Source organism: Mycobacterium sp. NGS56 (assembly GCF_059812425.1).
The window spans coordinates 41,226-67,448 of sequence record NZ_JCALCQ010000008.1 but is presented as its reverse complement, the minus strand read 5'-3'; the positions used below and the strand labels follow the sequence as shown (position 1 = coordinate 67,448).

Below are 26,223 nucleotides of genomic sequence, written 5' to 3'. Positions count from 1 at the left end.
CTGACAGCAGCATCTGAGACCCGTGACAAAAGTTACTGATGTGAGTCCTGCGACCGTTACGTGCGATGCTCTGGCAGGCGGCCGACGGCGGTGAAAGTAGTCTCAGGGCCGTGATCGACCTGAAGCTGCTCCGGGAAGACCCCGACGCCGTGCGCCGCTCCCAACTCAGCCGCGGGGAGGATCCGTCGCTGGTAGACGCCCTGTTGTCGGCCGACGCCGCCCGCCGGGCCGCGATCTCATCCGCCGACGACCTGCGGGCCGAGCAGAAGTCGGCGAGCAAGAGCGTGGGCGCCGCGTCTCCCGAGGAGCGCCCCGCCAAGCTCGCGCGCGCGAAGGAGCTGGCCGAGCAGGTAAAGGCAGCCGAAACCGCCCAGGCCGACGCGGAGTCGGCGTTCACCGCGGCGCACATGGCGATCTCCAACGTCATCATCGACGGGGTGCCCGCCGGCGGGGAGGACGACTACGCCGTCCTCGACGCAGTCGGCGAGCCCACCGCGATCGACGACCCGAAGGACCACCTGGAGCTCGGTGAATCGCTCGGGCTCATCGACATGCAGCGCGGAGCCAAGGTGTCTGGGTCGCGGTTCTACTTCCTGACCGGCAAAGGCGCGCTGCTTCAGCTGGGCCTGCTGCAGCTCGCGTTGCGGCTGGCCGTCGAGAACGGTTTCATTCCGATGATTCCCCCGGTACTGGTGCGCCCGGAGGTGATGGCCGGCACCGGGTTTCTCGGCGCGCATGCCGACGAGGTCTACCGGGTCGAGGCCGACGACCTCTACCTGGTGGGCACCTCGGAGGTGCCGCTGGCCGGCTACCACTCCGGCGAAATCCTTGATCTGTCCGGCGGCCCGCTGCGGTATGCGGGATGGTCGTCGTGCTTTCGCCGTGAGGCCGGCAGTTACGGCAAGGACACCCGCGGCATCATCCGGGTGCATCAGTTCGACAAGGTCGAGGGCTTCGTCTACTGCACACCCGCCGACGCCGAGGCCGAACACCAGCGCCTGCTGAGCTGGCAGCGTGAAATGCTGGCCCGAATCGAGGTGCCGTATCGGGTGATCGACGTCGCCGCGGGCGATCTCGGCTCGTCGGCCGCCCGCAAATTCGATTGTGAGGCTTGGGTTCCCAGCCAGGGCGCCTACCGCGAGCTGACGTCGACGTCCAACTGCACCACCTTCCAGGCCCGCCGGCTGGCCACCCGGTATCGGGACGCCGCGGGCAAACCGCAGACCGCGGCCACGCTCAACGGCACGCTGGGCACCACGCGCTGGCTGGTGGCGATCCTGGAGAACCACCAGCGGCCCGACGGCAGCGTGCGGGTGCCCGAGGCGCTGGTGCCGTTCGTCGGCGCCGAGGTGCTGGAGCCCGTCGCTCGATGACCACCATCGGAACGCCACTGTCGCGGGACGCGACCAGGGTCATGCTGCTCGGCTCCGGCGAACTCGGCCGCGAGGTGGTGATCGCGCTGCAGCGCCTCGGTGTGGAGACGATCGCGGTCGATTCCTACGACAACGCGCCCGGCCAGCAGGTCGCCCACCATGCGCGGACCATCACGATGTCGGATCCCGACCAGCTCAAGGCCCTGATCGAGGCGGAGAGGCCTGACGTGGTCGTTCCGGAGATCGAGGCCATCGCCACCGGAGTACTCGAGGAACTGGAAGCGACCGGCGTCGTACGGGTGATCCCCACCGCGCTCGCGGCGCGCCTGACCATGGACCGTGCGGGAATCCGGCGCTTGGCGGCCGAGACCCTCGGCCTGCCGACCAGCCCGTACCGGTTCTGCGATTCGCCGGCCGAACTGCGGGCGGCCGCCGAGGACATCGGTTACCCGTGCGTCGTCAAACCGGTGATGAGCAGCTCCGGCAAGGGCCAGAGCAAGCTCGACGGACCCGATGACGTCGCGGCGGCATGGGACCATGCGATGGCCGGCGGCCGAGTCAGCCACGGCCGCGTCATCGTCGAGGGATTCGTCGACTTCGATTACGAGATAACACTATTGACGGTCCGGGCGCTCGGCGACGACGGTCAGGTGGGCACTCAATTCTGCGCGCCGATCGGCCACAAGCAGGTCAGCGGCGACTACGTGGAGAGCTGGCAACCGCATCCGATGCCGGCCGCCGCGCTGAAGAACGCGCAGTCGATCGCCCGCGCAATCACCGAAAGGCTCGGCGGGCAAGGGATTTTCGGGGTCGAGTTGTTCGTCAAGGGCGACCGCGTGTGGTTCAACGAGGTCAGCCCGCGGCCCCACGATACCGGTATGGTCACGATGATCACCCAGTGGCAGAACGAATTCGAGTTACATGCCCGCGCAATTCTGGGCCTTGCGGTCGACACGACGTGCAAGACGCCGGGCGCCAGCGCGGTGATCTACGGCGGTGTCGATGCCAAGGGCGTGGTCTTCGACGGCGTGGACGAGGCGCTTCGGGTGCCGCGCACCGACCTGCGCCTGTTCGGAAAGCCGGAAAGCTTCGTCAAACGGCGCATGGGTGTCGCACTGGCTCACGCCGATGACGTGGACAGCGCGCGGCGCAACGCGGTCGAAGCGGCGGGCCGGGTCAGGCCGCGACCGGCGTGACCGCGGCGCGCTCGTGCCGGCGCTGGCGTTCCATGGTCGCGAAGTAGAAGGCGAACGGAAACGCGAAGCTGGTGAAGAAACTGGACAGGAAGAAGAGCCACGGGCGCCGGATGCCGCGCCAGAGACCGTCGACGATGGTGAAAACCGGCATCAGAATGACATTCGCGATCATGTAGTCCTGATTGCCCGAGCCACACGCCGGGCTGGCGAACTGCCCCTTGATGAATTCTGGATAGCTGGCCGGCCCGGAGATCAGGTTGCCCTGCCCGTGCGCCGCCATCACGAAGTGGATGTTGAACCAATATCCCAACGCGATCGAGGCTATCCCGGCGACGTAATACACGCATTCCAATGGCGAAAGCCACTGCCCACCTTGAGGTCTGGCGTAGATCTTCGGGTTCGACGCGATGATCCCGGCGATGCAGGCGAGCCCTAGCAAAAAGTGAATGATGATCGAGGCCATGGGCGAAGTGTCGCTCCCAGTTGAAAGTTTTGTCAATAATGTCAAAAGATTTCTTGGTACCTTCTTCCCATGGTCAGGCCGGCTCAGACTGCGCGCAGCGAGCGCACTCGCGAGGCGTTGCGGCAGGCCGCCCTGGTGCGATTCCTGGCCCAGGGCGTGGAAGACACGTCGGCCGAGCAGATCGCCGCCGATGCCGGGGTGTCACTGCGGACGTTCTACCGCCACTTCGGCTCCAAGCACGATCTGTTGTTCGCCGATTACACCGGCCTGCATTGGTTTCGCTCCGCTTTGGATGACCGGCCGGCCGAGGAACCCATCATCGATTCGGTGCAGGCGGCCATCTTCTCGTTCCCGTACGACGTCGACGCCGTCACCAAAATCGCGGCATTGCGGCAAGACGAGCTCGACCCCGGCCGCATAGTCCGGCACATCCGTGACGTCCAGGCCGACTTCGCCGACGCCATCGGAGCGCAGTTGCAACGGCGCAGTCGCAGGGCCAATGGCAGCGCGGATCCGACGGTGGACCAACGCGTGCGTGCCGCGGTGACCGCCAGATGCATTGCGGCGGCGGTGTTCGGCGCCATGGAGGTCTGGATGGTCAGTGACGAGCGGTCGCTGGGCGAACTCGCGAGGCTGTGCCATGCGGCGCTGGAATCGCTGCGCGCCGGGATCACCGACTCGTGGGTCACGGCCGCCGCTGGACAAGTTTCGTCATAATTGACAAAACTTTGCCGTCGTGCGAGCCTCCATTCCGGAGGGCAGGACATGACTGATTACGACGCGATAGTTATCGGTGCCGGCCATAACGGACTGACCGCGGCCGTGCTGCTGCAAAAGGCCGGACTGCGGACGGTGTGTCTGGATTCCAAGCTGTACGCGGGCGGCATGGCATCGACCGTGGAACTTTTCGACGGGTACCAGTTCGAGATCGCCGGCTCGGTGCAATTTCCGACGTCTCAGGTGGTGGTCGACGAGCTGGGCCTGGACACCATACCCACGATCGACCTGGAAGTGATGTCGGTGGCGGTGCGTGGTGTCGGCGACGATCCGCTGGTGCAGTACAGCGATCCACTCAAGCTGTTCACCCATCTCAACGAGGTACACGGGGCGGACGCGGTCAACGGTATGGCGGGGCTGATGGCCTGGAGCCAAGGGCCCACCCGGGCGCTGGGCAGATTCGAAGCCGGAACGCCACCGAAGAGCATCGATGAGATGTATGCCTGTGCCACAAACGAATTCGAGCGCTCCGCCATCGACGACATGCTGTTCGGATCGGTGACCGACGTGTTGGACCGATATCTGCCGGATCACGAGAAGCATGGGGCACTGCGTGGCTCGATGACCGTGCTGGCCGTGAACACGCTCTACCGGGGTCCCTCCACGCCGGGTAGCGCGGCCGCCCTCGCCTTCGGCCTCGGTGTTCCCGACGGCAACACCATGCAGATGAAGAAGCTTCGGGGCGGTATCGGCGCGCTCACCTCACACCTGTGCGACGTGCTGGCCGGCCACGGTGGCGAACTTCGGTTGCGTACCAAGGTGACCGAGATTCTGGTCGCCGACGGACGGGTGACCGGGGTGCGCACCGAGGCGGGAGACGTGTTGAACGCCCCGATCGTGATCTCCGGCATCGCACCGGATGTCACGCTGAACGAGATGGTCGATCCCGCCGCGCTGCCCGCCGACATCCGGGAACGCTATGCGCGCATTGACCACCGCGGCAGTTACCTGCAGATGCACTTCGCCCTCGAGGAGGCTCCTACCTTCGCCGCGCCCTACGAGGCTCTCAACGAGCCGGCCATGCAGGCCTCGATCGGCCTGTTCTGCACACCCGAGGAAGTCCAGCAGCAATGGGAGGACGCGCGGCGCGGGATCGTCCCGGCCGACCCGACCGTCGTATTGCAGATCCCATCGCAGAACGACCCCGGCCTCGCGCCGGAGGGTAAGCATGCCGCGTCGGCGTTCGCGCTGTTCTTCCCGATCGAGGGCGACGTGGACTACGGGCAGGCCAAAGTCGAAATGGGCCAGCGGGTCATCGAAAAGATCACCCGCCTCGCCCCGAATTTCGAACGAAGCATCATCCGGCACACCACCTTCACGCCCAGGCACATGGGCGTGATGTTCGGCGCCCCCGGTGGCGACTACTGCCACGGCCTGTTGAATGCCAACCAAATCGGTCCCAACCGGCCCGGCCCGCGGGGGTTCCTCGGCCAGCCGATCCCGATCGAAGGGCTCTATCTGGGCAGCGCGGGCTGCCACGGCGGCCCGGGCATCACCTTCATCCCGGGCTACAACGCGGCGCAACAAGCGCTCGCCGACCGGAGCTGACAGACGTCCTACCGGCGCCGTCCCAGCAGATCATCCAACAGGGCGGTGAACTCGTCGGGACGCGCCGGAGTGAACGCGGGCGAGGGCCGTGTGCCCGGCACGTCCAGCGTGATCAGCTTCGATTTCAACGGCCTGCCGATGTCCAGCGGCAGCCAGCGACGAAAATCCGAGCTGCCCCATATCCGGAACCGCTGGGTGAAGAGCCCCAGGTTTTCGGCTTTGTATCCGCGAATCTCCTCGAGCGCGATCACCTTTGATGTGCCCGAAGGAAAATGATAGCGGCGCAACGTGATCGCCGCGCGGTCCAGCTGGACCAGGCCATCGTCGTAGGTGCCGCAAGAGTCGTTCACGCCCGCGAACTCCGCAGTTGGTGGCCTTTTGCGGTCAGGCAGCGCCCGTCGTCCAGCCGCCACTGCCACCCATGCAGGTTGCAGGTCAACGTGTTTCCGTCGACCACGCCGAACTTCGACAGGTCGGCCTTGAGGTGTGGGCAGCGGCGCTGAATCTCCCAGCCGTCCAGCGTTACCGAGGCCGAGTCGTCGTGAGTCTCGGCGAACCAGCCGTCGGCGTACGCGATCCGTTCGTCGGTCAGGCACTTGAAGAACGTGTAGAGGTACTCGTTGTAGCCGCCGACTCGCCAGGCCCGGAAACGGGTCGACAAAAAGATGGTGTTGACCCAGTCCGGCTCGCCGTCGCGCAGCACAGTGCGGACCAGCTCCGGTGCTATCGCGAACCCGTAACGGACCTTCTCGTCCGGAATCCGCTCCCGCACGGCTCTTTTCGGGAAGTCCAGGATTACGGTCTCCGGTCCGAGTACCAACTCGACGGGGTAGCCGATGCCGTCGCAGATCTCGTCGCTTTGCGACATGATCGGCTCGAAGAGGGCGCGCAGCGGTTCCAGCAGCGGCTCCCCGCTCGCGGGCGCCCAGCTCGCCCGCTCGGCGGCGATGACCGGCGCCATCCGCTCGGCGTACTCGGCGATGTAGTCGGCCTTGCCGGTGGTGAAGATGGCCTCGACCTGGTCGGTGGGCAGCGGATGGGTCAGCGAGTGCAGGGTGGAGCCGGTGAAATCGGCGGTCGATCCCGGGATCATCAGCAGCCCGCCGTCGTGGCCGTGCCTGCGCATCTGCTCCAAAAACACCATCTGATCGGGGAAGATGTTGGCCGGATCGCCGTGGTCGTCGTTGAGGCCGCGCAGCTCTGGATCCAGAAAGCACGGCGGTCCCGCGGACGGGACCACCCACGTCGCCCCGACCTGGGCCAGGTACTGGCGGGCGCGGTCCATCTGCCGTTGCCGCTTCTGGACGCCGAACGACTCCTTGGCACGGGCCGGCATGTCGTAGACCATCGGGTACCAGATGGCCCCGGAGTACTGCAGCAGGTGCACATCGATGTGCCCGAACTGGGACTTCAGCACATCCAGGTCCACCGGCCGCGCGTCATTCATGTTGAAAACCGTTGTCGCGCCGTCGGAAACCAGCAGCGCCGAGTCACCGATCGGGCCGTCGGCCGGTGCCCGCAGGGCGATGATCATGACGTCGAGCTCGCCCTCAGGACCGCTGAGCCGGTGCTTGACCGAGTCGCTGGTCTCGAAGAACCGGTGAAAACCGAGCTTCTCCAACTCATTTCGCAGATCAGGCACCGGGAAGTCCGGCAGCAACACCACCGCGTCCTTGTTGACGTGTTCGGCCAGGTTCTTCGCGTCGAAGTGGTCCCTGTGCAGGTGTGACACATATAGGTAGTCGCAGTCACCCAGGTCGTCCCAGTCCAGGGTGCTGTTGTCCGGAAACGGGAACCAGGACGCGAAGTACGCGGGATTGACCCAGGGGTCGCAAAGGATGCTGCCCGCTTGGGTCTGGATCAGAAATCCGGCGTGGCCGACGCTGGTGACGTGCACTGATACCTTCCTGGGGCCGGTAGAAGGCCGGTGACGGCCTCGGCCGGGGATGACGGCTTTTTCAGCCCCCGAGCTTAGCGCGAGCCGGCACCCTCGGCCGGTCGCCGCCGTCCGGTGACGGGGCACGGCAGGGAGCATTAGGCTCAAGTGCTGTGGAACCGGTTTACGGGACTGTCATTCAGCTTGCCCGCCTGGTGTGGCGCCTCCAGGGTCTGAAAATCACGATCGCGGGTGCCGAGAACCTGCCGAAAAGCGGGGGCGCGGTGATCGCGATCAACCACACCGGCTACCTGGACTTCACCTTCGCGGGATTGCCGGCCTACAAGCAGGGCCTGGGCCGCAAGGTGCGGTTCATGGCCAAGCAGGAGGTGTTCGACCACAAGATCACCGGGCCCATCATGCGCAGCCTGCGGCACATCTCGGTGAATCGGCAAGATGGCGCGGCCTCCTTCGAGGCCGCGGTCCGGAACCTCAAGGACGGCGAGCTGGTGGGCGTCTACCCCGAAGCCACGATCAGCCGCAGTTTCGAGATCAAGGAATTCAAGTCGGGGGCCGCCCGGATGGCCGTCGAGGCCGGGGTGCCCATCGTTCCGCACATCGTCTGGGGTGCCCAGCGGATCTGGACCAAGGATCACCCGAAGAAGCTGTGGCGCCCGAAGGTTCCGATCGTGGTGTTGGTCGGCGAGCCGATCGAGCCGACGTTGGGCATCGAGGAACTCAAAGGGTTGCTGCATTCCCGCATGCAGCATCTGCTGGAGCGCGCGCAGGAACTGTACGGGCCGCACCCGGCCGGCGAGTTCTGGGTGCCACACCGGTTGGGCGGAGGCGCGCCGTCCCTGGCGGAAGCGGCCCAGCTGGAGGCCGAGGAAGCGGCCGCCCGGGCGGCTCGGCGGGCCCGGTCCGCAGGGGCCGCGGAGTAGCAATCGATGGTGGAGCCGACCTTCCGCGCTTTGGAGCTCCTGGCTCAATTCGTGGTGAAGGCCACCGGCACCAAGATCACCTACAGCGGCGTGGAGCAGATCCCGGAGCGGGGCGGCGCCGTGGTGGCGATCAACCACACCAGCTACGTCGACTTCCTGCCCGCCGCGCTCGCCGTGCACCGCAGGGGGCGCCGCCTGAGGTTCATGATCAAAGCCGAGATGCAGCAGGTCAAACCGGTCAATTTCCTGATCAGGCACACCCGCACCATCCCGGTGGACCGTGGCGCCGGAGCGGGTGCGTACGCGGTGGCGGTGCAGCGATTACGCGAAGGTGAGCTGGTGGGGGTCTATCCGGAGGCCACGATCAGCCGCAGCTTCGAACTCAAGGAGTTCAAGTCCGGCGCCGCGCGGATGGCGGTCGAAGCGGACGTCCCGATCGTGCCCGTGGTCGTCTGGGGCGCGCAGCGAATCTGGACCAAGGATCACCCACGGAATGTGGGCCGCGCGAAGATACCCATTACTGTGCAGGTGGGCGCGCCGTTACGCGCGCACGAAAACATCGCGCAGACCGACGCTGCCCTGCGCGACGCGATGACCACCTTGTTGCACCGGGCGCAAGAGCACTATCCGGGCGAACCCGGAGCGTATTGGATGCCGCGCCGACTGGGCGGCGCAGCGCCGACCCCGGCCGAGGCCGCTCGGATAGAGGCCACCGAGGCGGCGGCTCGGTCGGCCAAACGGGCCGGGCATCCGCCGCAGTAGGCGAAGGAGAAGACATGCCCGAGGGGTTCTACCGGCTGGCGGAATGGATCGTCCCGCCGATGGTCGCGATGCAGGGCACCAAGTTCACGTATCACGGCCTGCAGAACATCCCCGCGCGCGGCGGCGCCTTGCTCGCCCAGAACCACACCAGCTACCTGGACTGGCTGCCGACGCTGATGGCCGTCCGGGAACGTCACCGGCGCGCCTACTTCATGATCAAGGCGGAAATGGCCGACGTGAAGGCCGTCAACTACGTCATCAACCACGCCCGGCTGATCCCGGTGGATCGGAGGTCGGGACACGACGCCCTTGATGTGGCGGTGCAACGCATGCGCGCCGGGGAGTTGATCGGGATGCATCCCGAGGCCACCATCAGTCGCAGTTTCGAACTGCGGGAGTTCAAGACCGGGGCGGCGCGCATGGCGCTGGACGCCCAGGTGCCGATCGTTCCGATCGTGGTGTGGGGTGCTCATCGGATTTGGCCGAAGGACCATCCCAAGAAGGTGTTTCGCAACAAGGTTCCGATCACCGTGGCGGCCGGTCAGCCATTGGCACCACGGGGCACGCCTGAGCAACTCAACGCGCTGTTGCGCTCGGCGATGAATGACCTGCTGTATCGGGTGCAGGAGGAATATCCGCACCCGAAAGACGAATTCTGGGTGCCGCGTCGGCTGGGCGGCAGCGCGCCCACCCAAGAGGATTCCCGGGCCATCCGGTTGTCGGAGTTGCGGGAGCGGATGCAGAAATACGGAACCGACGGTGTGACGCGACCGGGGCAGACCCAGAGCGGGAAACATTGAGGGGTCCGGTCAGCTGCCAACGCGGGCGGTTTCGATGACGCTGCCGGCGCTCATCGCCTGCGACGTCGACGGCACCCTGTTCGACGACGACGAGAAGATCTCGCCGCGCACCCGCGACGCCGTCCGCGCCGCGGTAGCCGGCGGTGCGCAGTTCGTGGTGGCGACCGGCCGCCCGCCGCGCTGGATACGTCCCGTCGTCGACGCGCTGGGTTTCGCGCCGATCTCGGTGTGCGCCAACGGCGCCGTCATCTACGACGCCGCGACGGATCGGGTGATATCCACCCGCACCCTTCCCGTCGACACCTTGGCCGAGTTGGCCGAGCTGGCCACCAGTGTCATCCCCGGTGCCGGGTTGGCCGTCGAGCGTATCGGTGAAAGCGCCCATGACACGGCGACGCCGCAGTTCGTCAGCTCGCCGGGTTACGAGCATGCCTGGCTGAACCCGGACAACACCGAGGTGTCGATCCGGGATCTGCTCAGCGCCCCGGCGATCAAGCTGCTCATTCGCCGTGCCGGAGCCCGCAGCTCCGACATGGCGGCCGAACTGGCCAAGCACGTCGGGTTCGAGGCCGACATCACCTACTCCACCAACAACGGCCTGATCGAGGTCGTGCCGCCCGGGACCAGCAAGGCGACCGGCGTCGACGAGATCGCACGACCGCGCAGGATCGCACTCGAGGAGGTGGTGGCGTTCGGCGACATGCCGAACGACCTGCCGATGCTGCGGTGGGCCGGACATGGCGTGGCGATGGGCAACGCCCATCCCGACGTGCAGGCGGCCGCCGACGAGATCACCACCGCCAACAACGACGACGGGGTGGGCCGGGTGCTGGAACGCTGGTGGCTCTAGCGGCGCGAAAGACGCGCACCGCGCCGCGACGCGAGGAGATTGTCGCCATCGGTCAGGTGGGCGTCGGATGCGACGGCGGCGAGAAGTGCTCGGCCGGCACCGTTGGGCCGCTTGGCGATTCGGTCGTCAGCGGAGCCGTGATTCCGTCCACCACCTCGGTGACGTTTCCGGTCAGCCGTTCATAGTTCAGCGTGCCGTGCTGGAAGTTCTGCGTAATCTGCAGCGGCTGTTGGATTTCCGCGCTGGTCGGCAATCCGAGCGGGCCACGTTCGTAACTCTGTGAGGCCCATGCTTCGTAGATGGCGCCGGTGACCGGCTGGGCGCCCGTCACCGGCGACCAGTACATCGCACCGCGAGCAAAGGTGACGAAGCGGGCATCGCCTTCCGCGTCGTCTTCCGGCGAGGTCGGTGCTCCCAGCACGCTGTTCATTCCGCCGATCGCTTGCCAGTGGTCATAGATCGCACCGCCCCGCAATGCCTGGAGCAATTCTTCGGGCGGATCGTTGACATGCGAAGCGATATCACGTATTTCGTCCATCAGCGCATAGGCGCCATTGCCTGGGCAATCGGTGTTCCCGACGTCGCGGTGGGTGAAGATGGTCGGCAGCGTCGCGATGGAGCCGGTTGGAAAAGTCGTGTAGTGGCTGCCGGCTGACTCCAGTTGCACCGTGCCCTTGGGGTCGACGCCGTCCAGGCCCAGCCGCCAGCCGAGCAGCCGGCCTATGTTTCTGAGCTGGATCGGGCTAGGGGGCGCGTCGTCGAAGTTGCCGATCATTGCCACACCCCAGGTGTTGCGGTTGAATCCGCCGGTGTGGAAGGCCTCGACCGCCTTGGTGAGGCCGCCCGCGCTGCCCTCGAACACCTGGCCGTACTTGTCGACCAGCGCGTTGTAGGCGATGTCACACCAGCCCAGCGTCTTGCTGTGGTAGGTGTAAATGGCTTTGACGATCCCGGCTGATTCAAGCGGCGAATAGTCATTGCTGCCCGCGGTGTGGTGGACCACTGCGGCGCGAATCCCGTTGTCGTACTGCGGGGTACCGCATCGCAGCGACTCGTCGGCGCCCCAGTCGGCTCGGCTGATGATGGGGGGAGCCTGGCCGGGCATCAAGACTCCGGCCGGTGGTGTCCAATGCTTTTCGACCGGCGCCTGCGGTGGGGAGATGAGCACTGCCGAGATGTTCTGCCCGAAGGGCTGCTCCCTGGATGCCGGTTTGTAGCCCAGGTCGGTCTTCGCGCTTGGCGCCACCGGCGGGAGCGCCTGGGTCACTGTCGCGCCGAGCGGACGGGTGACCGCGATCTGGACGGTGGTGGTGGTGCCGACGAACACCGGATCGGTTCCGCGGGGTCCCTCTGTCGCCCCGCTGTGCTGATCCGGGTCGGGTGCCGCGGTTTCGTACTCGGTCTGATACCAGCGCCCCCACGACCCGTCGGGGCGCTTCGCGCGCACGCGGGTCGACGTGCCGGCCAGGTCGCCGGTCAGGGCGACCAAGGAGAACGGGGTGGCCTGACCGATTTCACGAACGGTGACGCCCGCGCCGAGCCCGATCAGCGGCTGCTCGACGAGTTGGGTGCCGCGCGACGGCGACGGGCTGGCGGTGCCACGGTCGCGTGTCGTGTCCGCCACCCACGAGACGAGGACGACGGTCGCCGCCATGGCGGTGAGCAACATCGTCGGCGCACGACTGCGAGGCACCAGCTGATGTTACGTGTGTTTCTAATGTTATCCATGAGACGACACGAACGGGGCGCTGCGCAATGTCCACAAAATCGACGGCACCGCAGAAGATCTGCGGTGCCGTCTTGTGGAGAGTTGAAAGGGACTAGACCGGGGGCAGTGCCGGTACCGCGCCGGCGGCCGCCGGCAGTGCACCGGCCGCACCCGCGGCGGCGGGCAAGGCGCCCGCAGCGGCACCCGGCAGGGCACCCGCGGCACCCGGCAGGGCACTCGCGGCACCCGGCAGGGCACCGGCCGCACCCGGCAGGGCACTCGCGGCACCCGGCAGGGCACCCGCGGCGCCAGGCAGGGCACTCGCGGCGCCAGCGCCGCCATGCATGCCCTGGGTGATGGCCGGCATGACCAAGCCCTTGAGCAGGTCGATCGCCTGGCCGGCGCCCAATTGGTTGGCGGCCTGCATCACGTCGTTGACCAATCCGCCGCTGGCACCGCCGCCAGTGCCCGAGCCACTGCCCAGGCCGGTACCGCCGCCGCCGATCGGCGAAGCGTTACCGAAGGTGGACGGGTCGCCCAGGATCGGGTACGTGCCACCGACGCCCGGGTCCAACCCGGCCCCAGAGTCGATCGGCACCTCGCTCGGCGACAGCGTCGGGCCACCCAGGCCCGGTGTCACCCCAGCCGGACTGGTCAGCCCGGGGTTGGAAAGCGCAGGGTTGAGCCCGGCGCCAGGGGTCGCGACGCCGGCACCAGGGGTGGTCGGCAACGCCCCGGGCGCGGTGAGCCCGGGCGTCACGGGCGCCACACCGGGGTTGGTCAAACCGGGGCTGGCCAAGCCGGGACTCGTCAATCCGGGGCTGGTCAATCCGGGGCTGGTCATGGCCGGATTGGTCAGGCCCGTGGTCCCCAGACTGGGGCTTCCGAGGCCTGGAGTGCCCAGGCCGGGGCTGGCCAGACCTGGTGTGCTGGTGGCGCCCCCGCTCAAGGCGGGCACCGGGGGCAGGTTGATCCCGAATTGCGACAAGCCCTGCGACAGTGCGCCCATCAGCTCACCCGGCAGATCGCTCATCACCGCGGCTTGCTTGAACTCGTGATGCTCGGGCGCCTTGTTGTCGGCGGTCGATTCATAGACAAGGAAGTATGCGCAAGGACTCGCCACTGCCAGGGCGGCAACCGCGCTCATGGCTGTTGAGAGCTTGCGTCGGCGTCGGTTCGGCACGGAAGTCTCCTCAAATCTGACTGTGTGTTGTGTCGGCGCGTCCCACCGCTCCTATCTGGCGGAATCACACAGAGTCGATGGTACGAGTGGTGAACCTGTTACTAGAGTGGTGATATTGAATCGTGAGGCAATTGCGACCCCGACTGTGATCGCGGATTCCGGGCGCCCCAACGGCCGTCGTCACGGAGCCAACGCCGCCGCATGGCCTCGCCAAATGGGTTAGGGCCACGCGGTCGGATACCCTAAGCAACCGATGACAGCTCGTTTCGATCTTTTCGTCGTCGGCTCTGGATTCTTCGGACTGACCATTGCCGAGCGCGTGGCTACCCAGCTCGGCAAGCGCGTCCTCGTCGTGGACCGCCGACCACACATCGGTGGCAACGCCTACTCGGAAGCCGAACCCCAGACCGGCATCGAGGTGCACAAGTACGGCGCCCACTTGTTCCACACCTCCAACAAAAGGGTGTGGGACTACGTGCGGCAGTTCACCGACTTCACCGACTACCGTCACCGCGTCTTCGCGATGCACAACGGGCAGGCCTACCAGTTCCCGATGGGGCTGGGCCTGGTGTCGCAGTTCTTCGGCAAGTACTTCACCCCGGACGAAGCCCGCAAGCTCATCGCCGAACAGGCCGCCGAGATCGACACCGCCGACGCGCAAAACCTGGAAGAGAAGGCGATCTCGCTGATCGGCCGGCCCCTCTACGAGGCGTTCGTCAAGGGCTACACCGCCAAGCAGTGGCAGACCGACCCCAAGGAGCTGCCCGCCGCGAACATCACCCGGCTGCCGGTGCGCTACACCTTCGACAACCGCTACTTCAGCGACACCTACGAGGGCCTGCCCGTCGACGGTTACGCGGCCTGGCTGCGCAACATGGCCGCCGACGACCGCATCGAGGTCAGGCTGGACACCGATTGGTTCGACGTGCGCGACCAGCTGCGCGCGGAGAGCCCCGACGCACCGGTCGTCTACACGGGCCCGCTGGACCGCTACTTCGGCTACGCCGAGGGCCGCCTCGGTTGGCGCACCCTGGACTTCGAGGTGGAAGTGTTGCCTACCGGTGATTTTCAGGGGACGCCGGTGATGAACTACAACGACCTGGACGTGCCATACACGCGCATCCACGAGTTCCGGCACTTCCACACCGAGCGCGACTATCCCGCCGACAAAACCGTGATCATGCGGGAGTATTCGCGCTTCGCCGAAGACGACGACGAGCCCTACTATCCGATCAACACCGAGGCCGACCGCGCCCTGTTGGCCGCCTACCGGGCCAGGGCGAAGGCCGAGACCGCGTCGTCGAAGGTACTGTTCGGCGGCCGGCTGGGCACCTACCAATACCTGGATATGCACATGGCCATCGCCAGCGCCTTGAACATGTACGACAACGTCCTCGCGCCGCACCTGCGGGACGGCGCATCCCTGACGGAAGCCCAGAACAAAGAGGAAGGCGCGCGCTGATGCGCGCCATGACGATGCGAAGCAATGCGATGAGAAGGAGTGGCGCCCAATGAGTGCCGTGAGCCTGCTGTCCCGGATCATCCTGCCGCGTCCCGGTGAGCCGCTCGACGTGCGCAAGCTGTATCTCGAGGAGTCGACGACCAACGCCCGGCGCGCCCACGCCACCAGCCGTACCTCGCTGGAGATCGGCAAAGAGTCCGAGGTGTCGTTCGCCACCTATTTCAACGCGTTTCCGGCCAGCTACTGGCGGCGCTGGTCCATCTGTCAGTCGGTGGTGCTGCGCGTCGAGCTGACCGGAACCGGACGCGTCGACGTGTACCGGACCAAGGCCACCGGGGTGCGAATCTCCGTGGAAGGCCGCCAATTCGTGGGCACCGACGAGCAGCCGGCCATCGTCGAGATCGAGGTGGCGCTCAAGCCTTTCGAGGACGGCGGCTGGATCTGGTTCGACATCACCACCGACACCGCGGTCAACCTGATCAGCGGCGGCTGGTATGCCACCGAGCCCGCTCCGGGCACGGCCAACATCGCCGTCGGCATCCCCACGTTCAACCGCCCCGCGGACTGCGTCAACGCGCTGGCCGATCTCACGGCGGATCCGTTGGTGGACGCGGTAATCGGTGCGGTCATCGTTCCCGACCAGGGCGCCCGCAAGGTGCGCGATCACCCGGACTTCCCGGCCGCGGCCGCCGGTCTGGGCAGCCGGCTGACCATTCACGACCAGCCCAACCTCGGCGGGTCCGGCGGCTACAGCCGCGTGATGTATGAGGCGCTGAAAAACACGGACTGCCAACAGATCCTGTTCATGGACGATGACATCCGCATCGAACCCGACTCGATCCTGCGGGTGCTGGCGTTGCACCGCTTCGCCAAGACGCCGATGCTGATCGGCGGGCAGATGCTCAACCTGCAGGAGCCGTCGCATCTGCACATCATGGGCGAGGTCGTCGACGAGTCGAACTTCATGTGGACCGCCGCTCCGCACGCCGAGTACGACCACAACTTCGCCGAATTCCCGTTGAACAGCAAGAACTCTCGCAGCGCACTGCTGCACCGGCGCATCGACGTCGACTTCAACGGCTGGTGGACGTGCATGATCCCGCGGCAGGTCGCCGAGGAGCTGGGCCAGCCGCTGCCGCTGTTCATCAAGTGGGACGACGCCGAGTACGGTCTGCGTGCCGGTGAGCACGGCTATCCGACCGTCACGCTGCCCGGCGCCGCGATCTGGCACATGGCCTGGAGCGACAAGGACGACGCCATTGACTGGCAGGCCTACTTCCATCTGCGCAACCGGCTGGTGGTGGCCGCCTTGCACTGGGACCGCGACATCACCGGCCTGGTCCGCAGCCACCTCAAGGCGACACTCAAACACCTTGCCTGCCTTGAGTATTCGACGGTCGCAATTCAGAACAGGGCCATCGACGACTTCCTCGCCGGGCCTGAACACATCTTCTCGATACTGGAATCCGCACTGCCCGAGGTGCATCGCCTGCGCAAGGATTACCCGGACGCCGTCGTGCTGCCGGCGGCAAGCGAACTCGCGGCGCCCCAGCACAAAACCAAGGCGATGAAGCCGCCGGTGAATCCGGTGTCCATCAGCTACCGGCTGGCACGTGGAATCCTGCACAACATCACCAAGGCTGACACGCAATCCCACACGCGGCCCGAGTTCAACGTGCCGACCCAGGATGCGCGCTGGTTCCGGCTGTGCACGGTCGACGGCGTGACGGTCACCACGGCCGACGGCTGCGGAGTGGTCTACCGCCAGCGGGACCGGCGAAAGATGTTCTCGCTGTTGTTCGCATCGCTGCGCCGTCAGCGTCAGCTGCTCAGCCGGTTCGACGAGATGCGGCGGGTGTACCGCGACGCGCTGCCCGTGTTGTCCAGCAAGCAGAAGTGGGAGACGGCGTTGCTGCCAGCCGCAGAACATGCATGAGGCCGCTGCCGCAGAGGCACCGCGCGGCGAGGTGGCCGCGCTGGTCGCCGTCCAGGCCGCATTGAGCGATCGTCCCGGGGCGCTCCCCGTGGCGCGTGCGCTGTCCCACTTCGGTGAGCACAGCATCGGGTGGGTGGCCGTCGCCGTCCTCGGGGCGGTGCTGTCCCCGAAGCGGCGGTGGGACTGGCTGGTGGCCGGGGCAGGGGCGTTCGCCGCACACACCACCGCCGTCATCGTCAAGCGGATCGTGCGTCGTAAGCGGCCGTCCCATCCCGCAGTCGTGGTGAACGTCGGCACGCCGAGCCAACTGAGTTTTCCCTCCGCACATGCCACGTCGACCACCGCTGCGGCGATTCTGCTGGGCCGCACCGCCGGTCTACCACTGCCTGCTGTCTTGGTGCCGCCGATGGCGTTGTCGCGGATGCTGCTGGGTGTGCACTACCCCAGCGACGTGGCCTTCGGCATCGCCCTCGGTGCCGTCGTTGCGGCGATCGCGCGCCGCGCACGAGAGGTCGCAAGAGGTGAAGCCGAATGAGTGAGGACGTCGTGACCCGACCGTCGGGCAACCTGGTCACCGGGGTGATCAAGGCGATACGACCCCGGCAATGGGTGAAGAACGTATTGGTGCTGGCCGCTCCGTTGGCCGGGCTGGGCAGCGGTATTCGGTATGACTACCCACAGATGCTCACGCAGGTGGGGTTGGCGTTCGTGGTGTTCAGCCTGGGGGCCTCGTCGGTGTATCTGGTCAACGATGTGCGCGACGTCGAGGCCGACCGCGAGCACCCGACCAAACGGTTTCGCCCGATCGCAGCCGGCATCGTCCCCGAGTGGCTGGCCTACTTCCTGGCGGTTCTGCTGGGTGTGGCTTCGCTGGGCATCGCTTGGATCGTGACGCCGAACCTGACACTGGTGATGGCCGTCTACCTCGTGATGCAGCTGGCGTACTGTTTCGGCCTCAAACATCAAGCCGTGCTTGACATTTGCATAGTGTCGTCGGCGTATCTGCTGCGGGCGATCGCCGGCGGCGTGGCCACCGATATCCCGCTGTCGCAGTGGTTTCTGTTGTCGGCAGCGTTCGCTTCGCTGTTCATGGTGGCGGGCAAGCGCTACGCGGAGTTGCAACTCGCCGAGCGCACCGGCGCGGCAATTCGCAAGTCGCTGGAGAGCTACACCAGCACCTACCTGCGATTCGTCTGGACGCTGTCGGCCACCGCGGTGGTGATCTGCTACGGCCTGTGGGCGTTCGAGCGTGACCGCCACTCAGGATCTTGGTTCGCGGTGTCCATGGTCCCGTTCACCATCGCCATCCTGCGCTACGCGGTCGACGTCGACGGCGGGCTGGCCGGCGAACCCGAAGACATCGCGCTGCGCGACCGGGTGCTGCAGCTGCTGTTTTTGGCGTGGATCGCGACAGTCGGAGCCGCCGTTGCCTTCGGTTAGCCCCGAACTGCAGGCTCTCAAAGCGCGGATGATGCGCAGCCGGCCGGTGATCAGGCGGCCCGGCTGGCCGGTGTTTCCGTACACCACCATGGTGCGGGTCAGCCTGTGGATCAGCGTGGCGTTGGTCGCCCTGCTGTTCGGCTGGGGGAGTTGGCAGCGCCGCTGGATCGCCGACGACGGCCTCATCGTGCTGCGCACGGTGCGCAATCTGCTCGCGGGCAACGGACCGGTGTTCAACCAGGGCGAGCGGGTCGAAGCCAACACCTCGACCGCCTGGACCTACCTGATGTACGTCGGTAGCTGGGTGGGCGGCCCACTGCGCATGGAGTACGTGGCGCTCGCGCTCGCGCTGGTGCTTTCGGTCGCGGGTGTGGCGTGGGCGATGCTGGGCGCCGCAAGGCTGTACGCGCCGAGCCTGCGGGGCCGCAAGGCCGTCATGTTGCCCGCCGGCGCGCTGGTGTATATCGCTCTGCCCCCGGCGCGCGACTTCGCCACGTCCGGCCTGGAGAGCGGTTTGGCGCTGGCCTATCTCGGGCTGGTGTGGTGGATGATGGTCTGCTGGGCGCAGCCGGTGCGCAACCGCCCGGACAACAAAGTGTTCGCCGGCCTGCTGGCTTTCGTCGCCGGGTTCAGTGTGCTGGTCCGGCCCGAGCTGGCGCTGATGGGCGGCCTGGCCCTGATCATGATGCTGATCGCCGCCCGGACCTGGCAGCGCCGGGTGCTGATCGTGGTGGCCGGGGGTTTCGTGCCGGTCGCCTACGAGGTCTTTCGCATGGGTTATTACGGCCTGCTGGTACCCGGTACCGCCCTGGCCAAGGACGCGGCCGGGGACAAGTGGTCACAGGGCATGATCTACCTCTCCAACTTCGATGCGCCCTACGCGGTGTGGATACCCGTGGTGCTCCTCGTGCTGCTGGGGGTGCTGCTGTTCGCCGCCCGTCGGCGGCCGTCGTTTTTGCGCCCGGCGCTGGCGCCCAACTACGGGCGGCTGGCCCGGGCCGTGCACAGTCCGCCCGCGGTGGTGGCGTGGGTAGTGGTGAGCGGTCTGTTGCAGGCCCTGTACTGGATCCGGCAAGGCGGCGACTTCATGCATGCACGCGTGCTGCTGGCTCCGTTGTTCTGTCTGCTGGCTCCGGTCGCGGTCATCCCGATCGCCATCCCCGACGGCCAGGACTATTCGCGGGAGACCGGCAACTGGGTGGCCGGCGCCGCGGGCGCGTTGTGGCTGGGACTGGCCGGATGGGCGCTCTGGGCGGCGAACTCACCGGGGATGGGCGACGATGCCACCCACGTCACCTACTCCGGGATCGTTGACGAACGCCGCTTCTATGCCCAGGCCACTGGTCGCGCACATCCGCTGACCGCCGCGGACTATCTGGGCTATCCGCGCATGGCGGCGATCCTCACCGCCCTCAACAACACCCCCGAAGGGGCGCTACTACTTCCGTCGGGCAATTACATCCAGTGGGACCTGGTGCCGATGGCCCAGCCACCGCCGGGCGACAAGTCCCCGCAAAAACCCCAGCATGCCGTGTTTTTCACCAACCTCGGCATGGTTGGCATGAATGTCGGGCTCGATGTCAGGGTGATCGATCAGATCGGTTTGGCGAATCCGCTTGCGCAACACACGGAACGGCTCAAGCACGGCCGCATCGGGCACGACAAGAACCTCTTTCCCGACTGGGTGATCGCCGACGGCCCCTGGGTGAAGTTGCCGCCGGGGATTCCGGGCTACCTGGACGCGCAGTGGGTCGCGCAGGCCGTCTCGGCGTTGCAATGCCCGGATACGAAGGCGGTGCTCAGCTCGGTGCGCGCCCCGATGACCCCGCACCGGTTCTTGTCCAACCTGGTGAATTCCTACCGGTTCACCAAGTACCGGATCGACCGGGTGCCGCGCTACGAACTGGCCCGGTGTGGGCTGCCGGTACCCGAAGAGGTGCCGCCCCCACCTCGCGAGTAAGCGTCGCGCAGAAGAAATTTCGGCATACGTCGAACAAATCACAGCGCGCCACCCGCGAAAAAATGGTAGCAACATCACATTTGGCCTCTCACCAGCTGGCGACGGCCGTCAAGCACATGTGAATCATTGCTTTTTAGACACATGTTGCGGTTGAAAACCGCTGGGTACGAGGGCCGCTCGACGGCCCGTCCCCGTGCCTCGATGCGACCGAACGGCGCAACGTGTGGTTGACTACACGAGCACTCCTGCGCTTGGCGCGGCGACGATGCGGACCGCGACGGTCTGATAAGAAGCCGTGCATTCGGGTTTGTGCAGGCAGTTCGACCAATCAAGACAGTGACCGATCGGTGAAATGCGCCGAAAGGCCGCAAGAAGGATGAGGAAGCAAGGATGACGCTTGTCGACAGATTGCGCGGCGCCGTGGCGGGTATGCCGCGCCGGCTCGTCGTGGCGGCCGCGGGTGCGGCGCTGCTCTCGGGCCTGATTGGCGCCGTCGGAGGCTCGGCGACCGCCGGGGCCTTCTCTCGCCCGGGTCTGCCGGTGGAGTACCTGCAGGTTCCGTCCGCCGCAATGGGCCGCGACATCAAGGTTCAGTTCCAAAGCGGTGGCGCCAACTCACCCGCGCTGTACCTGCTCGACGGTATGCGCGCGCAGGACGACTTCAACGGTTGGGACATCAACACCCCGGTGTTCGAGTGGTACCTCCAGTCCGGCATTTCGGTTGCCCTGCCGGTCGGTGGCCAGTCCAGCTTCTACTCCGACTGGTACAAGCCCGCCTGTGGCAAGGCCGGCTGCACCACCTACAAGTGGGAGACCTTCCTAACCAGCGAGCTGCCGCAGTACCTGTCGTCGCAGAAGCAGGTGAAGCCGACCGGCAGCGCTGTGGTCGGTCTGTCGATGGCTGGCTCGTCGGCGCTGATCCTGGCCGCCTACCACCCGCAGCAGTTCATTTACGCCGGCTCGCTGTCGGCGCTGCTGGACCCGTCGCAGGGGATGGGCCCGTCGCTGATCGGCCTGGCCATGGGTGACGCCGGTGGCTACAAGACCGCCGACATGTGGGGTCCGAAGGAGGACCCGGCGTGGGCCCGCAACGACCCATCGCTTCAGGTCGGCAAGCTGGTCGCCAACAACACCCGCATCTGGGTGTACTGCGGTAACGGCAAGCCGTCGGACCTGGGCGGCGACAACCTGCCGGCGAAGTTCCTCGAGGGCTTCGTGCGGACCAGCAACCTGAAGTTCCAGGACGCCTACAACGCCGCCGGTGGCCACAACGCGGTGTGGAACTTCGACGCCAACGGCACCCACGACTGGCCCTACTGGGGCGCGCAGGTGCACGCCATGCTGCCCGACCTGCAGTCGACTCTGGGCGCCACCCCGGGTGCGGGTCCGGCCACGGCCGCCAACGCCGGTAATGGCCAGGGCACCTAAACACGCAGAGCAGTAACGACGAGCGGCGGGAACCCTCAGGGGTTTCCGCCGCTTGTTGTGTGTGGGCGTGTGACTTGTTTCACTACCCGGCGCGCGGGGGAACTACGGCGCTGGCTAATGTGCTTTCAGCGACTACACGATGGAGGGTGGACATGACGGTCGTGCGGGGTATGTCGGCGCTTTTGCGGGTGTTCTGCGTAGCCGTGCTGGCGGTCGGGTTGGCCTTCGCGCTGCAGACCGCCGCGACGGCCGGCAAGGCCAGAGCGGCAGGCTACGAAAGCCTGATGGTTCCGTCGGCGGCGATGGGCCGCGACATCCCGGTGGCCTTCATGGCCGGTGGCCCGCACGCGGTCTACCTGCTGGACGCCTTCAACGCGGCCCCGGACGTGAGCAACTGGGTCACCGCCGGCAACGCGATGAACACCCTCGGCGGCAAGGGCATCTCGGTGGTGGCCCCGGCCGGCGGCGCGTGGAGCATGTACACCAACTGGGAGCAGGACGGCAGCAAGCAGTGGGACACGTTCCTGTCCAGCGAGCTGCCCGATTGGCTGGCGGCCAACAAGGGCCTGGCGCCCGGCGGCCACGCCGCCGTCGGTGCCTCGCAGGGTGGCTATGGTGCGATGGCTCTTGCCACCTTCCACCCCGATCGCTTCGGCTTCGCCGGGTCGCTGTCCGGATTCCTCTACCCGTCGAGCACAAACTACAACGGCGCGATCCTGGCCGGCCTGCAGCAGTTCGGCGGCGTCGACGGCAACGGCATGTGGGGAGCCCCGCAGCTGGGCCGGTGGAAGTGGCACGACCCCTACGTGCACGCCTCGCTGCTGGCGCAGAACAACACCCGCGTCTGGGTCTACAGCCCGACGAACATGGGCGGCGACGATGCCGCGATGATCGGCCAGGCCGGCGCGGCGATGGGCAGTTCGCGCGAGTTTTACCAGCAGTACCGCAGCAACGGCGGTCACAACGGCCACTTCGACTTTCCCGCGGGCGGCGACAACGGCTGGGGTTCATGGTCGGGGCAGCTCGGGGCGATGTCGGGTGAAATCGTCGGCGCAATTCGCTAGCGGCGATCGCAAGCGCGGCGAAGCCGGGCGCTGCGGGTCGGCGCCGTTGGGTTAAGGCGATCGCAAGCGCGGCGAAGCCGGGCGCTGCGGGTCGCTGCGCGACTGATCCAGCCATCGCTGCCCGGCCGGATCACGCAGCCGAGCCGGTACCGTGTAAAGGGTGCAGCAGGGGTCGGGAGGGCCGCGTAGCTGCGATCCACTGACTCTGCTGGCAGGAGAACATGGCTACAAACGCGCGGCGTAAGCGGCAACGCACCCTCGCCTGGATCGCCGCACTGTCGGTCGCCGCCGTCGTCCTGTTAGGCATCTTGGCCGCGGTGACCTTGCTGCGCGGGCACGGATCGGAGCCCAGCGCGGTCCCGCCCGGGGTGCTGCCCCCGCCGTCGACAAGCACGCACCCGCACAAGCCGCGACCCGCGTCTCAGGACGCTTCCTGCCCCGACGTGCTGCTGGTCAACGTCCCCGGCACGTGGGAGTCCGCCGTACAGGACGATCCCGCCAACCCCGTGCAATTTCCCAATGCGCTGCTGCACAAGGCGATCGCGAGCCTCACCCAGCAGTTCCCGTCGTCTCGGATGCAGGCGTACACCACTCCGTACACCGCGCAGTTCCACAACCCGCTGAGTGGCGACACGCAGATGTCCTACAACGCCAGCCGGGCCGAAGGCACCCGCGCGACGGTGCAGGCGATGACGGACATGAACGCCAAGTGCCCGCTGACCAGTTACGTGTTGGTGGGTTTTTCGCAGGGCGCGGTGATCGCCGGCGACATCGCCAGCGACATCGGCAACGGGCGCGGACCCGTGGACGACGACCTGGTGTTGGGTGTGACGTTGATCGCTGATGGTCGTCGCCAGATCGGGGTCGGCAACGACATCGGGCCCAACCCGCCGGGGCAAGGCGCCGAGATCACGTTGCACGAGGTGCCCATCCTGTCCGGAATGGGACTGACCATGACCGGTGAGCGGCCGGGCGGTTTCGGCGACCTCAACGGCAAGACCAACGAGATCTGCGCACCGGGCGACCTGATCTGCGCCGCTCCGGAGGAGGCCTTCAGCATCGCGAACCTGCCGACCACGCTGAACACCTTGGCCGGCGGGGCCGGTCAGCCGGTCCACGCGCTGTACGCGACGACGCAGTGCTGGAGCATCGACGGGGCACCGGCGACCGACTGGACGCTCAACTGGGCTCACGGTCTGATTGCAAATGCGCCACAACCAAAACACGGATGATCGGGGCGGCGGGACACAAGCGTCACGTAGCGGTTGCCGATGGCGATCAGCGGTACCTTGTGATTTGGTCTGCTGTAGGCGGCCCCGTAACATTAAGAGGAATTTAAGAGCTATCGGACCTTTGTCGCGCACCCGATCGGGTGGATGCTGGCTTGGGCTGGCACATCACCGGCGTTCCCCGAGGGGTGCCGTGCGAGGTCTGGCGGGTGCGTTGAGACATGAAACCGTCGGCATGGCCGACCGCAGAACGAAGCCGTCGGCGGAGCCGACCTAGGAACAAAGTGTCGGCCGGGCCGACCGAAACAGGTGTGACAGGAGAGCGGCATGGCGTACCACAACCCGTTCATCGTGAATGGAAAGATCAAGTTCCCGGACAACACGAACCTGGTCAAGCACGTTGAAAAGTGGGCGAGGGTTCGCGGCGACAAGCTCGCTTACCGGTTCGTCGACTTCTCCACCGAACGTGACGGCGAGTACCGCGACATCGTGTGGCGCGACTTCAGCGCCCGCAACCGGGCCGTGGGTGCCCGCCTGCAGCAGGTCACCCAGCCGGGTGACCGTATCGCCGTGCTGTGCCCGCAGAACCTCGACTACCTGATCGCATTCTTCGGTGCGTTGTACGCCGGCCGGATCGCGGTGCCGTTGTTCGACCCCGCCGAGCCCGGTCACGTGGGCCGCCTGCACGCGGTCCTCGACGACTGCTCCCCCTCGACGATCCTGACCACCACCGATGCCGCCGAGGGCGTCCGCAAGTTCATCCGCGCCCGTTCGGCCAAGGAGCGGCCCCGCGTCATCGCCGTCGACGCGGTCCCCAACGAGGTCGCATCGACCTGGGAGCCGCCGGAGGCCGATGAGAACACCATCGCCTACCTGCAGTACACGTCGGGCTCCACCCGGACCCCGACCGGCGTGCAGATCACCCACCTCAACCTGCCCACCAACGTGCTGCAGGTGCTCAATGGCCTGGAAGGCAAGGAGGGCGACCGCGGGCTGAGCTGGCTGCCGTTCTTCCACGACATGGGTCTGATCACGGCGCTGCTCTCGCCGGTGCTGGGTCACAACTTCACGTTCATGACGCCGGCCGCCTTCGTGCGTAGGCCGGGCCGGTGGATTCGGGAAATGGCGCGCAAGCCCGAGGACGATCCCGACAGCGAGGTCTTCACCGTTGCGCCGAACTTCGCGTTCGAGCATGCGGCGGTCCGCGGGGTTCCCAAGGAGGGCGAGCCGCCGCTGGACCTGAGCAACGTCAAGGCGATCCTCAACGGCAGCGAGCCGGTGTCCCCGGCGTCCATGCGCAAGTTCTACGAGGCGTTTGCGCCCTACGGTCTGCGGGAGACTGCGATCAAGCCGTCCTACGGCCTGGCCGAGGCGACGCTGTTCGTCTCCACCACGCCGATGGACGAGGCGCCCACGGTCATCCACGTCGATCGCGACGAGCTGAACAAGCAGCGCTTCGTCGAGGTGGCGGCCGATTCGCCGAAGGCCGTTCCCCAGGTTTCCGCCGGCATCATCGGCGTCGACGAGTGGGCCGTGATCGTCGACCCGGAGACCGCGAGCGAGCTGCCGGACGGTCAGATCGGCGAGATCTGGCTGCACGGGAACAACCTGGGCACCGGCTACTGGGGCAGGGAAGAAGAGACCAACGACATCTTCCGCAACATCCTCAAGTCGCGGATCAGCCAGTCGCACGCCGAGGGCGCCCCCGACGACGGCACCTGGGTCAGGACCGGTGACTACGGCACGTACCACAAGGGTCACCTCTACATCGCGGGACGCATCAAGGACCTGGTCATCATCGACGGCCGCAACCACTACCCGCAGGACCTCGAGTACTCGGCGCAGGAAGCCAGCAAGGCGCTGCGTACCGGCTACGTGGCCGCCTTCTCCGTGCCGGCCAACCAGCTGCCGAAGGAAGTGTTCGACAACCCGCACACCGGCATCAAGTACGACCCCGACGACAGCTCCGAGCAGCTGGTGATCGTCGCCGAGCGCGCCGCGGGCTCGCACAAGCTGGATTACCAGCCCATCGCCGACGACATCCGGGCCGCGATCGCCGTGCGTCACGGCGTCACCGTCCGTGACCTGCTGCTGGTGCAGTCGGGAACGATCCCGCGCACCTCCAGCGGCAAGATCGGGCACCGCGCCTGCCGCGCGGCCTACCTCGACGGCAGTCTGCGAAGCGGCGTCGGTTCCCCGACGGCATTCGCCAGCTCCACTGACTGAA

The 26,223-nt window shown here is 66.7% G+C and carries 22 protein-coding genes; 17 read left to right on the top strand and 5 right to left on the bottom strand.

Annotated features, from left to right (window positions below; all coding sequences use genetic code 11):
- The first annotated feature begins 110 nt into the window (after positions 1–110).
- Positions 111–1,373 (top strand): serine--tRNA ligase, encoded by a 1,263-nt coding sequence (gene serS, locus AC5Y4F_RS18625; RefSeq protein ID WP_499997824.1) that lies wholly within the window; start codon positions 111–113, stop codon positions 1,371–1,373.
- Positions 1,370–2,569: a formate-dependent phosphoribosylglycinamide formyltransferase gene (purT, locus tag AC5Y4F_RS18620; protein WP_499997823.1), complete on the top strand. Its 1,200-nt coding sequence runs from the start codon at positions 1,370–1,372 to the stop codon at positions 2,567–2,569. The genes serS and purT overlap by 4 nt, the downstream gene beginning before the upstream one ends.
- On the opposite strand, the gene AC5Y4F_RS18615 is transcribed toward purT, so the two are convergent.
- Positions 2,550–3,032, bottom strand: coding sequence for a DUF2834 domain-containing protein (locus AC5Y4F_RS18615; protein ID WP_499997822.1), 483 nt, complete (start codon positions 3,030–3,032; stop codon positions 2,550–2,552). The two genes, purT and AC5Y4F_RS18615, sit on opposite strands and share 20 nt — an antisense overlap.
- A 69-nt stretch (positions 3,033–3,101) precedes the next feature.
- On the opposite strand from AC5Y4F_RS18615, the gene AC5Y4F_RS18610 reads away from it, so the two are divergent.
- The gene (locus tag AC5Y4F_RS18610) at positions 3,102–3,749 is read left to right on the top strand and encodes a TetR/AcrR family transcriptional regulator (protein ID WP_499997821.1); all 648 of its coding nucleotides are present in this window, start codon (positions 3,102–3,104) and stop codon (positions 3,747–3,749) included.
- A gap of 48 nt (positions 3,750–3,797) precedes the next feature.
- On the top strand, positions 3,798–5,357 hold the full coding sequence (locus AC5Y4F_RS18605) for a phytoene desaturase family protein (protein WP_499997820.1): 1,560 nt from the start codon (positions 3,798–3,800) through the stop codon (positions 5,355–5,357).
- Positions 5,358–5,365: 8 nt separating this feature from the next.
- Here the strand turns inward: AC5Y4F_RS18605 and AC5Y4F_RS18600 are convergent, their stop codons facing one another.
- Positions 5,366–5,707: a hypothetical protein gene (locus tag AC5Y4F_RS18600; RefSeq protein ID WP_067940386.1), complete on the bottom strand. Its 342-nt coding sequence runs from the start codon at positions 5,705–5,707 to the stop codon at positions 5,366–5,368.
- Positions 5,704–7,254, bottom strand: coding sequence for a Rieske 2Fe-2S domain-containing protein (locus AC5Y4F_RS18595; RefSeq protein ID WP_499997819.1), 1,551 nt, complete (start codon positions 7,252–7,254; stop codon positions 5,704–5,706). Before AC5Y4F_RS18595 ends, AC5Y4F_RS18600 begins: the two co-directional genes overlap by 4 nt.
- Positions 7,255–7,406: 152 nt before the next feature.
- On the opposite strand from AC5Y4F_RS18595, the gene AC5Y4F_RS18590 reads away from it, so the two are divergent.
- From AC5Y4F_RS18590 to AC5Y4F_RS18575, 4 genes are read left to right on the top strand one after another with little or no spacing between them, the layout of a single operon-like run.
- On the top strand, positions 7,407–8,174 hold the full coding sequence (locus tag AC5Y4F_RS18590; RefSeq protein WP_067940380.1) for a lysophospholipid acyltransferase family protein: 768 nt from the start codon (positions 7,407–7,409) through the stop codon (positions 8,172–8,174).
- A 6-nt stretch (positions 8,175–8,180) separates the two neighbouring features.
- Positions 8,181–8,936, top strand: a complete 756-nt coding sequence (locus AC5Y4F_RS18585; protein ID WP_067940378.1) for a lysophospholipid acyltransferase family protein — start codon at positions 8,181–8,183, stop codon at positions 8,934–8,936.
- 14 nt (positions 8,937–8,950) lie between these two features.
- Positions 8,951–9,736 (top strand): lysophospholipid acyltransferase family protein, encoded by a 786-nt coding sequence (locus AC5Y4F_RS18580; protein WP_499997818.1) that lies wholly within the window; start codon positions 8,951–8,953, stop codon positions 9,734–9,736.
- 34 nt (positions 9,737–9,770) lie between these two features.
- The gene (locus AC5Y4F_RS18575; RefSeq protein WP_499997817.1) at positions 9,771–10,586 is read left to right on the top strand and encodes an HAD family hydrolase; all 816 of its coding nucleotides are present in this window, start codon (positions 9,771–9,773) and stop codon (positions 10,584–10,586) included.
- A gap of 52 nt (positions 10,587–10,638) precedes the next feature.
- Here AC5Y4F_RS18575 and AC5Y4F_RS18570 read toward each other — a convergent pair whose 3' ends face one another.
- The gene (locus AC5Y4F_RS18570; RefSeq protein WP_499997816.1) at positions 10,639–12,279 is read right to left on the bottom strand and encodes an N-acetylmuramoyl-L-alanine amidase; all 1,641 of its coding nucleotides are present in this window, start codon (positions 12,277–12,279) and stop codon (positions 10,639–10,641) included.
- A gap of 127 nt (positions 12,280–12,406) precedes the next feature.
- On the bottom strand, positions 12,407–13,477 hold the full coding sequence (locus AC5Y4F_RS18565) for a PirG (RefSeq protein WP_499997815.1): 1,071 nt from the start codon (positions 13,475–13,477) through the stop codon (positions 12,407–12,409).
- Between the two features lie 253 nt (positions 13,478–13,730).
- On the opposite strand from AC5Y4F_RS18565, the gene glf reads away from it, so the two are divergent.
- From glf to fadD32, 9 genes are all read left to right on the top strand, one after another.
- On the top strand, positions 13,731–14,939 hold the full coding sequence (gene glf / locus AC5Y4F_RS18560; protein WP_499997814.1) for a UDP-galactopyranose mutase: 1,209 nt from the start codon (positions 13,731–13,733) through the stop codon (positions 14,937–14,939).
- Positions 14,940–14,988: 49 nt separating this feature from the next.
- Positions 14,989–16,875, top strand: coding sequence for a glycosyltransferase (locus tag AC5Y4F_RS18555; protein WP_067940362.1), 1,887 nt, complete (start codon positions 14,989–14,991; stop codon positions 16,873–16,875).
- A complete protein-coding gene (locus AC5Y4F_RS18550) occupies positions 16,868–17,410 on the top strand; it encodes a phosphatase PAP2 family protein (protein ID WP_197520702.1) in 543 nt (180 codons plus the stop codon). The genes AC5Y4F_RS18555 and AC5Y4F_RS18550 overlap by 8 nt, the downstream gene beginning before the upstream one ends.
- Entirely contained in the window at positions 17,407–18,315 is a 909-nt protein-coding gene (locus AC5Y4F_RS18545; RefSeq protein ID WP_499997813.1) for a decaprenyl-phosphate phosphoribosyltransferase, read from the top strand. Before AC5Y4F_RS18550 ends, AC5Y4F_RS18545 begins: the two co-directional genes overlap by 4 nt.
- A complete protein-coding gene (gene aftB / locus AC5Y4F_RS18540; RefSeq protein ID WP_304528451.1) occupies positions 18,302–20,275 on the top strand; it encodes a terminal beta-(1->2)-arabinofuranosyltransferase in 1,974 nt (657 codons plus the stop codon). The genes AC5Y4F_RS18545 and aftB overlap by 14 nt, the downstream gene beginning before the upstream one ends.
- Positions 20,276–20,665: 390 nt before the next feature.
- Positions 20,666–21,703, top strand: a complete 1,038-nt coding sequence (ag85A, locus tag AC5Y4F_RS18535) for a diacylglycerol acyltransferase/mycolyltransferase Ag85A (RefSeq protein WP_067940350.1) — start codon at positions 20,666–20,668, stop codon at positions 21,701–21,703.
- A 161-nt stretch (positions 21,704–21,864) separates the two neighbouring features.
- Positions 21,865–22,767, top strand: a complete 903-nt coding sequence (locus AC5Y4F_RS18530) for an esterase family protein (RefSeq protein WP_067940505.1) — start codon at positions 21,865–21,867, stop codon at positions 22,765–22,767.
- 221 nt (positions 22,768–22,988) lie between these two features.
- Complete coding sequence (gene culp6 / locus AC5Y4F_RS18525; protein ID WP_499997812.1) at positions 22,989–23,999, top strand: carboxylesterase Culp6; 1,011 nt, start codon at positions 22,989–22,991, stop codon at positions 23,997–23,999.
- A gap of 324 nt (positions 24,000–24,323) precedes the next feature.
- A complete protein-coding gene (gene fadD32 / locus AC5Y4F_RS18520) occupies positions 24,324–26,222 on the top strand; it encodes a long-chain-fatty-acid--AMP ligase FadD32 (protein WP_499997811.1) in 1,899 nt (632 codons plus the stop codon).
- Position 26,223 lies beyond the last annotated feature (1 nt).

Excerpts from the sequence above, each read along its gene's own strand:
- purT (WP_499997823.1), top strand. The coding sequence starts at position 1,370 with ATGACCACCATCGGAACGCCACTGTCGCGGGACGCGACCAGGGTCATG.
- AC5Y4F_RS18615 (WP_499997822.1), bottom strand. The coding sequence starts at position 3,032 with ATGGCCTCGATCATCATTCACTTTTTGCTAGGGCTCGCCTGCATCGCC.
- AC5Y4F_RS18610 (WP_499997821.1), top strand. The coding sequence starts at position 3,102 with ATGGTCAGGCCGGCTCAGACTGCGCGCAGCGAGCGCACTCGCGAGGCG.
- AC5Y4F_RS18605 (WP_499997820.1), top strand. The coding sequence starts at position 3,798 with ATGACTGATTACGACGCGATAGTTATCGGTGCCGGCCATAACGGACTG.
- AC5Y4F_RS18585 (WP_067940378.1), top strand. The coding sequence starts at position 8,181 with ATGGTGGAGCCGACCTTCCGCGCTTTGGAGCTCCTGGCTCAATTCGTG.
- AC5Y4F_RS18580 (WP_499997818.1), top strand. The coding sequence starts at position 8,951 with ATGCCCGAGGGGTTCTACCGGCTGGCGGAATGGATCGTCCCGCCGATG.
- AC5Y4F_RS18575 (WP_499997817.1), top strand. The coding sequence starts at position 9,771 with ATGACGCTGCCGGCGCTCATCGCCTGCGACGTCGACGGCACCCTGTTC.
- glf (WP_499997814.1), top strand. The coding sequence starts at position 13,731 with ATGACAGCTCGTTTCGATCTTTTCGTCGTCGGCTCTGGATTCTTCGGA.
- AC5Y4F_RS18555 (WP_067940362.1), top strand. The coding sequence starts at position 14,989 with ATGAGTGCCGTGAGCCTGCTGTCCCGGATCATCCTGCCGCGTCCCGGT.
- AC5Y4F_RS18550 (WP_197520702.1), top strand. The coding sequence starts at position 16,868 with ATGCATGAGGCCGCTGCCGCAGAGGCACCGCGCGGCGAGGTGGCCGCG.
- AC5Y4F_RS18545 (WP_499997813.1), top strand. The coding sequence starts at position 17,407 with ATGAGTGAGGACGTCGTGACCCGACCGTCGGGCAACCTGGTCACCGGG.
- ag85A (WP_067940350.1), top strand. The coding sequence starts at position 20,666 with ATGACGCTTGTCGACAGATTGCGCGGCGCCGTGGCGGGTATGCCGCGC.
- culp6 (WP_499997812.1), top strand. The coding sequence starts at position 22,989 with ATGGCTACAAACGCGCGGCGTAAGCGGCAACGCACCCTCGCCTGGATC.
- fadD32 (WP_499997811.1), top strand. The coding sequence starts at position 24,324 with ATGGCGTACCACAACCCGTTCATCGTGAATGGAAAGATCAAGTTCCCG.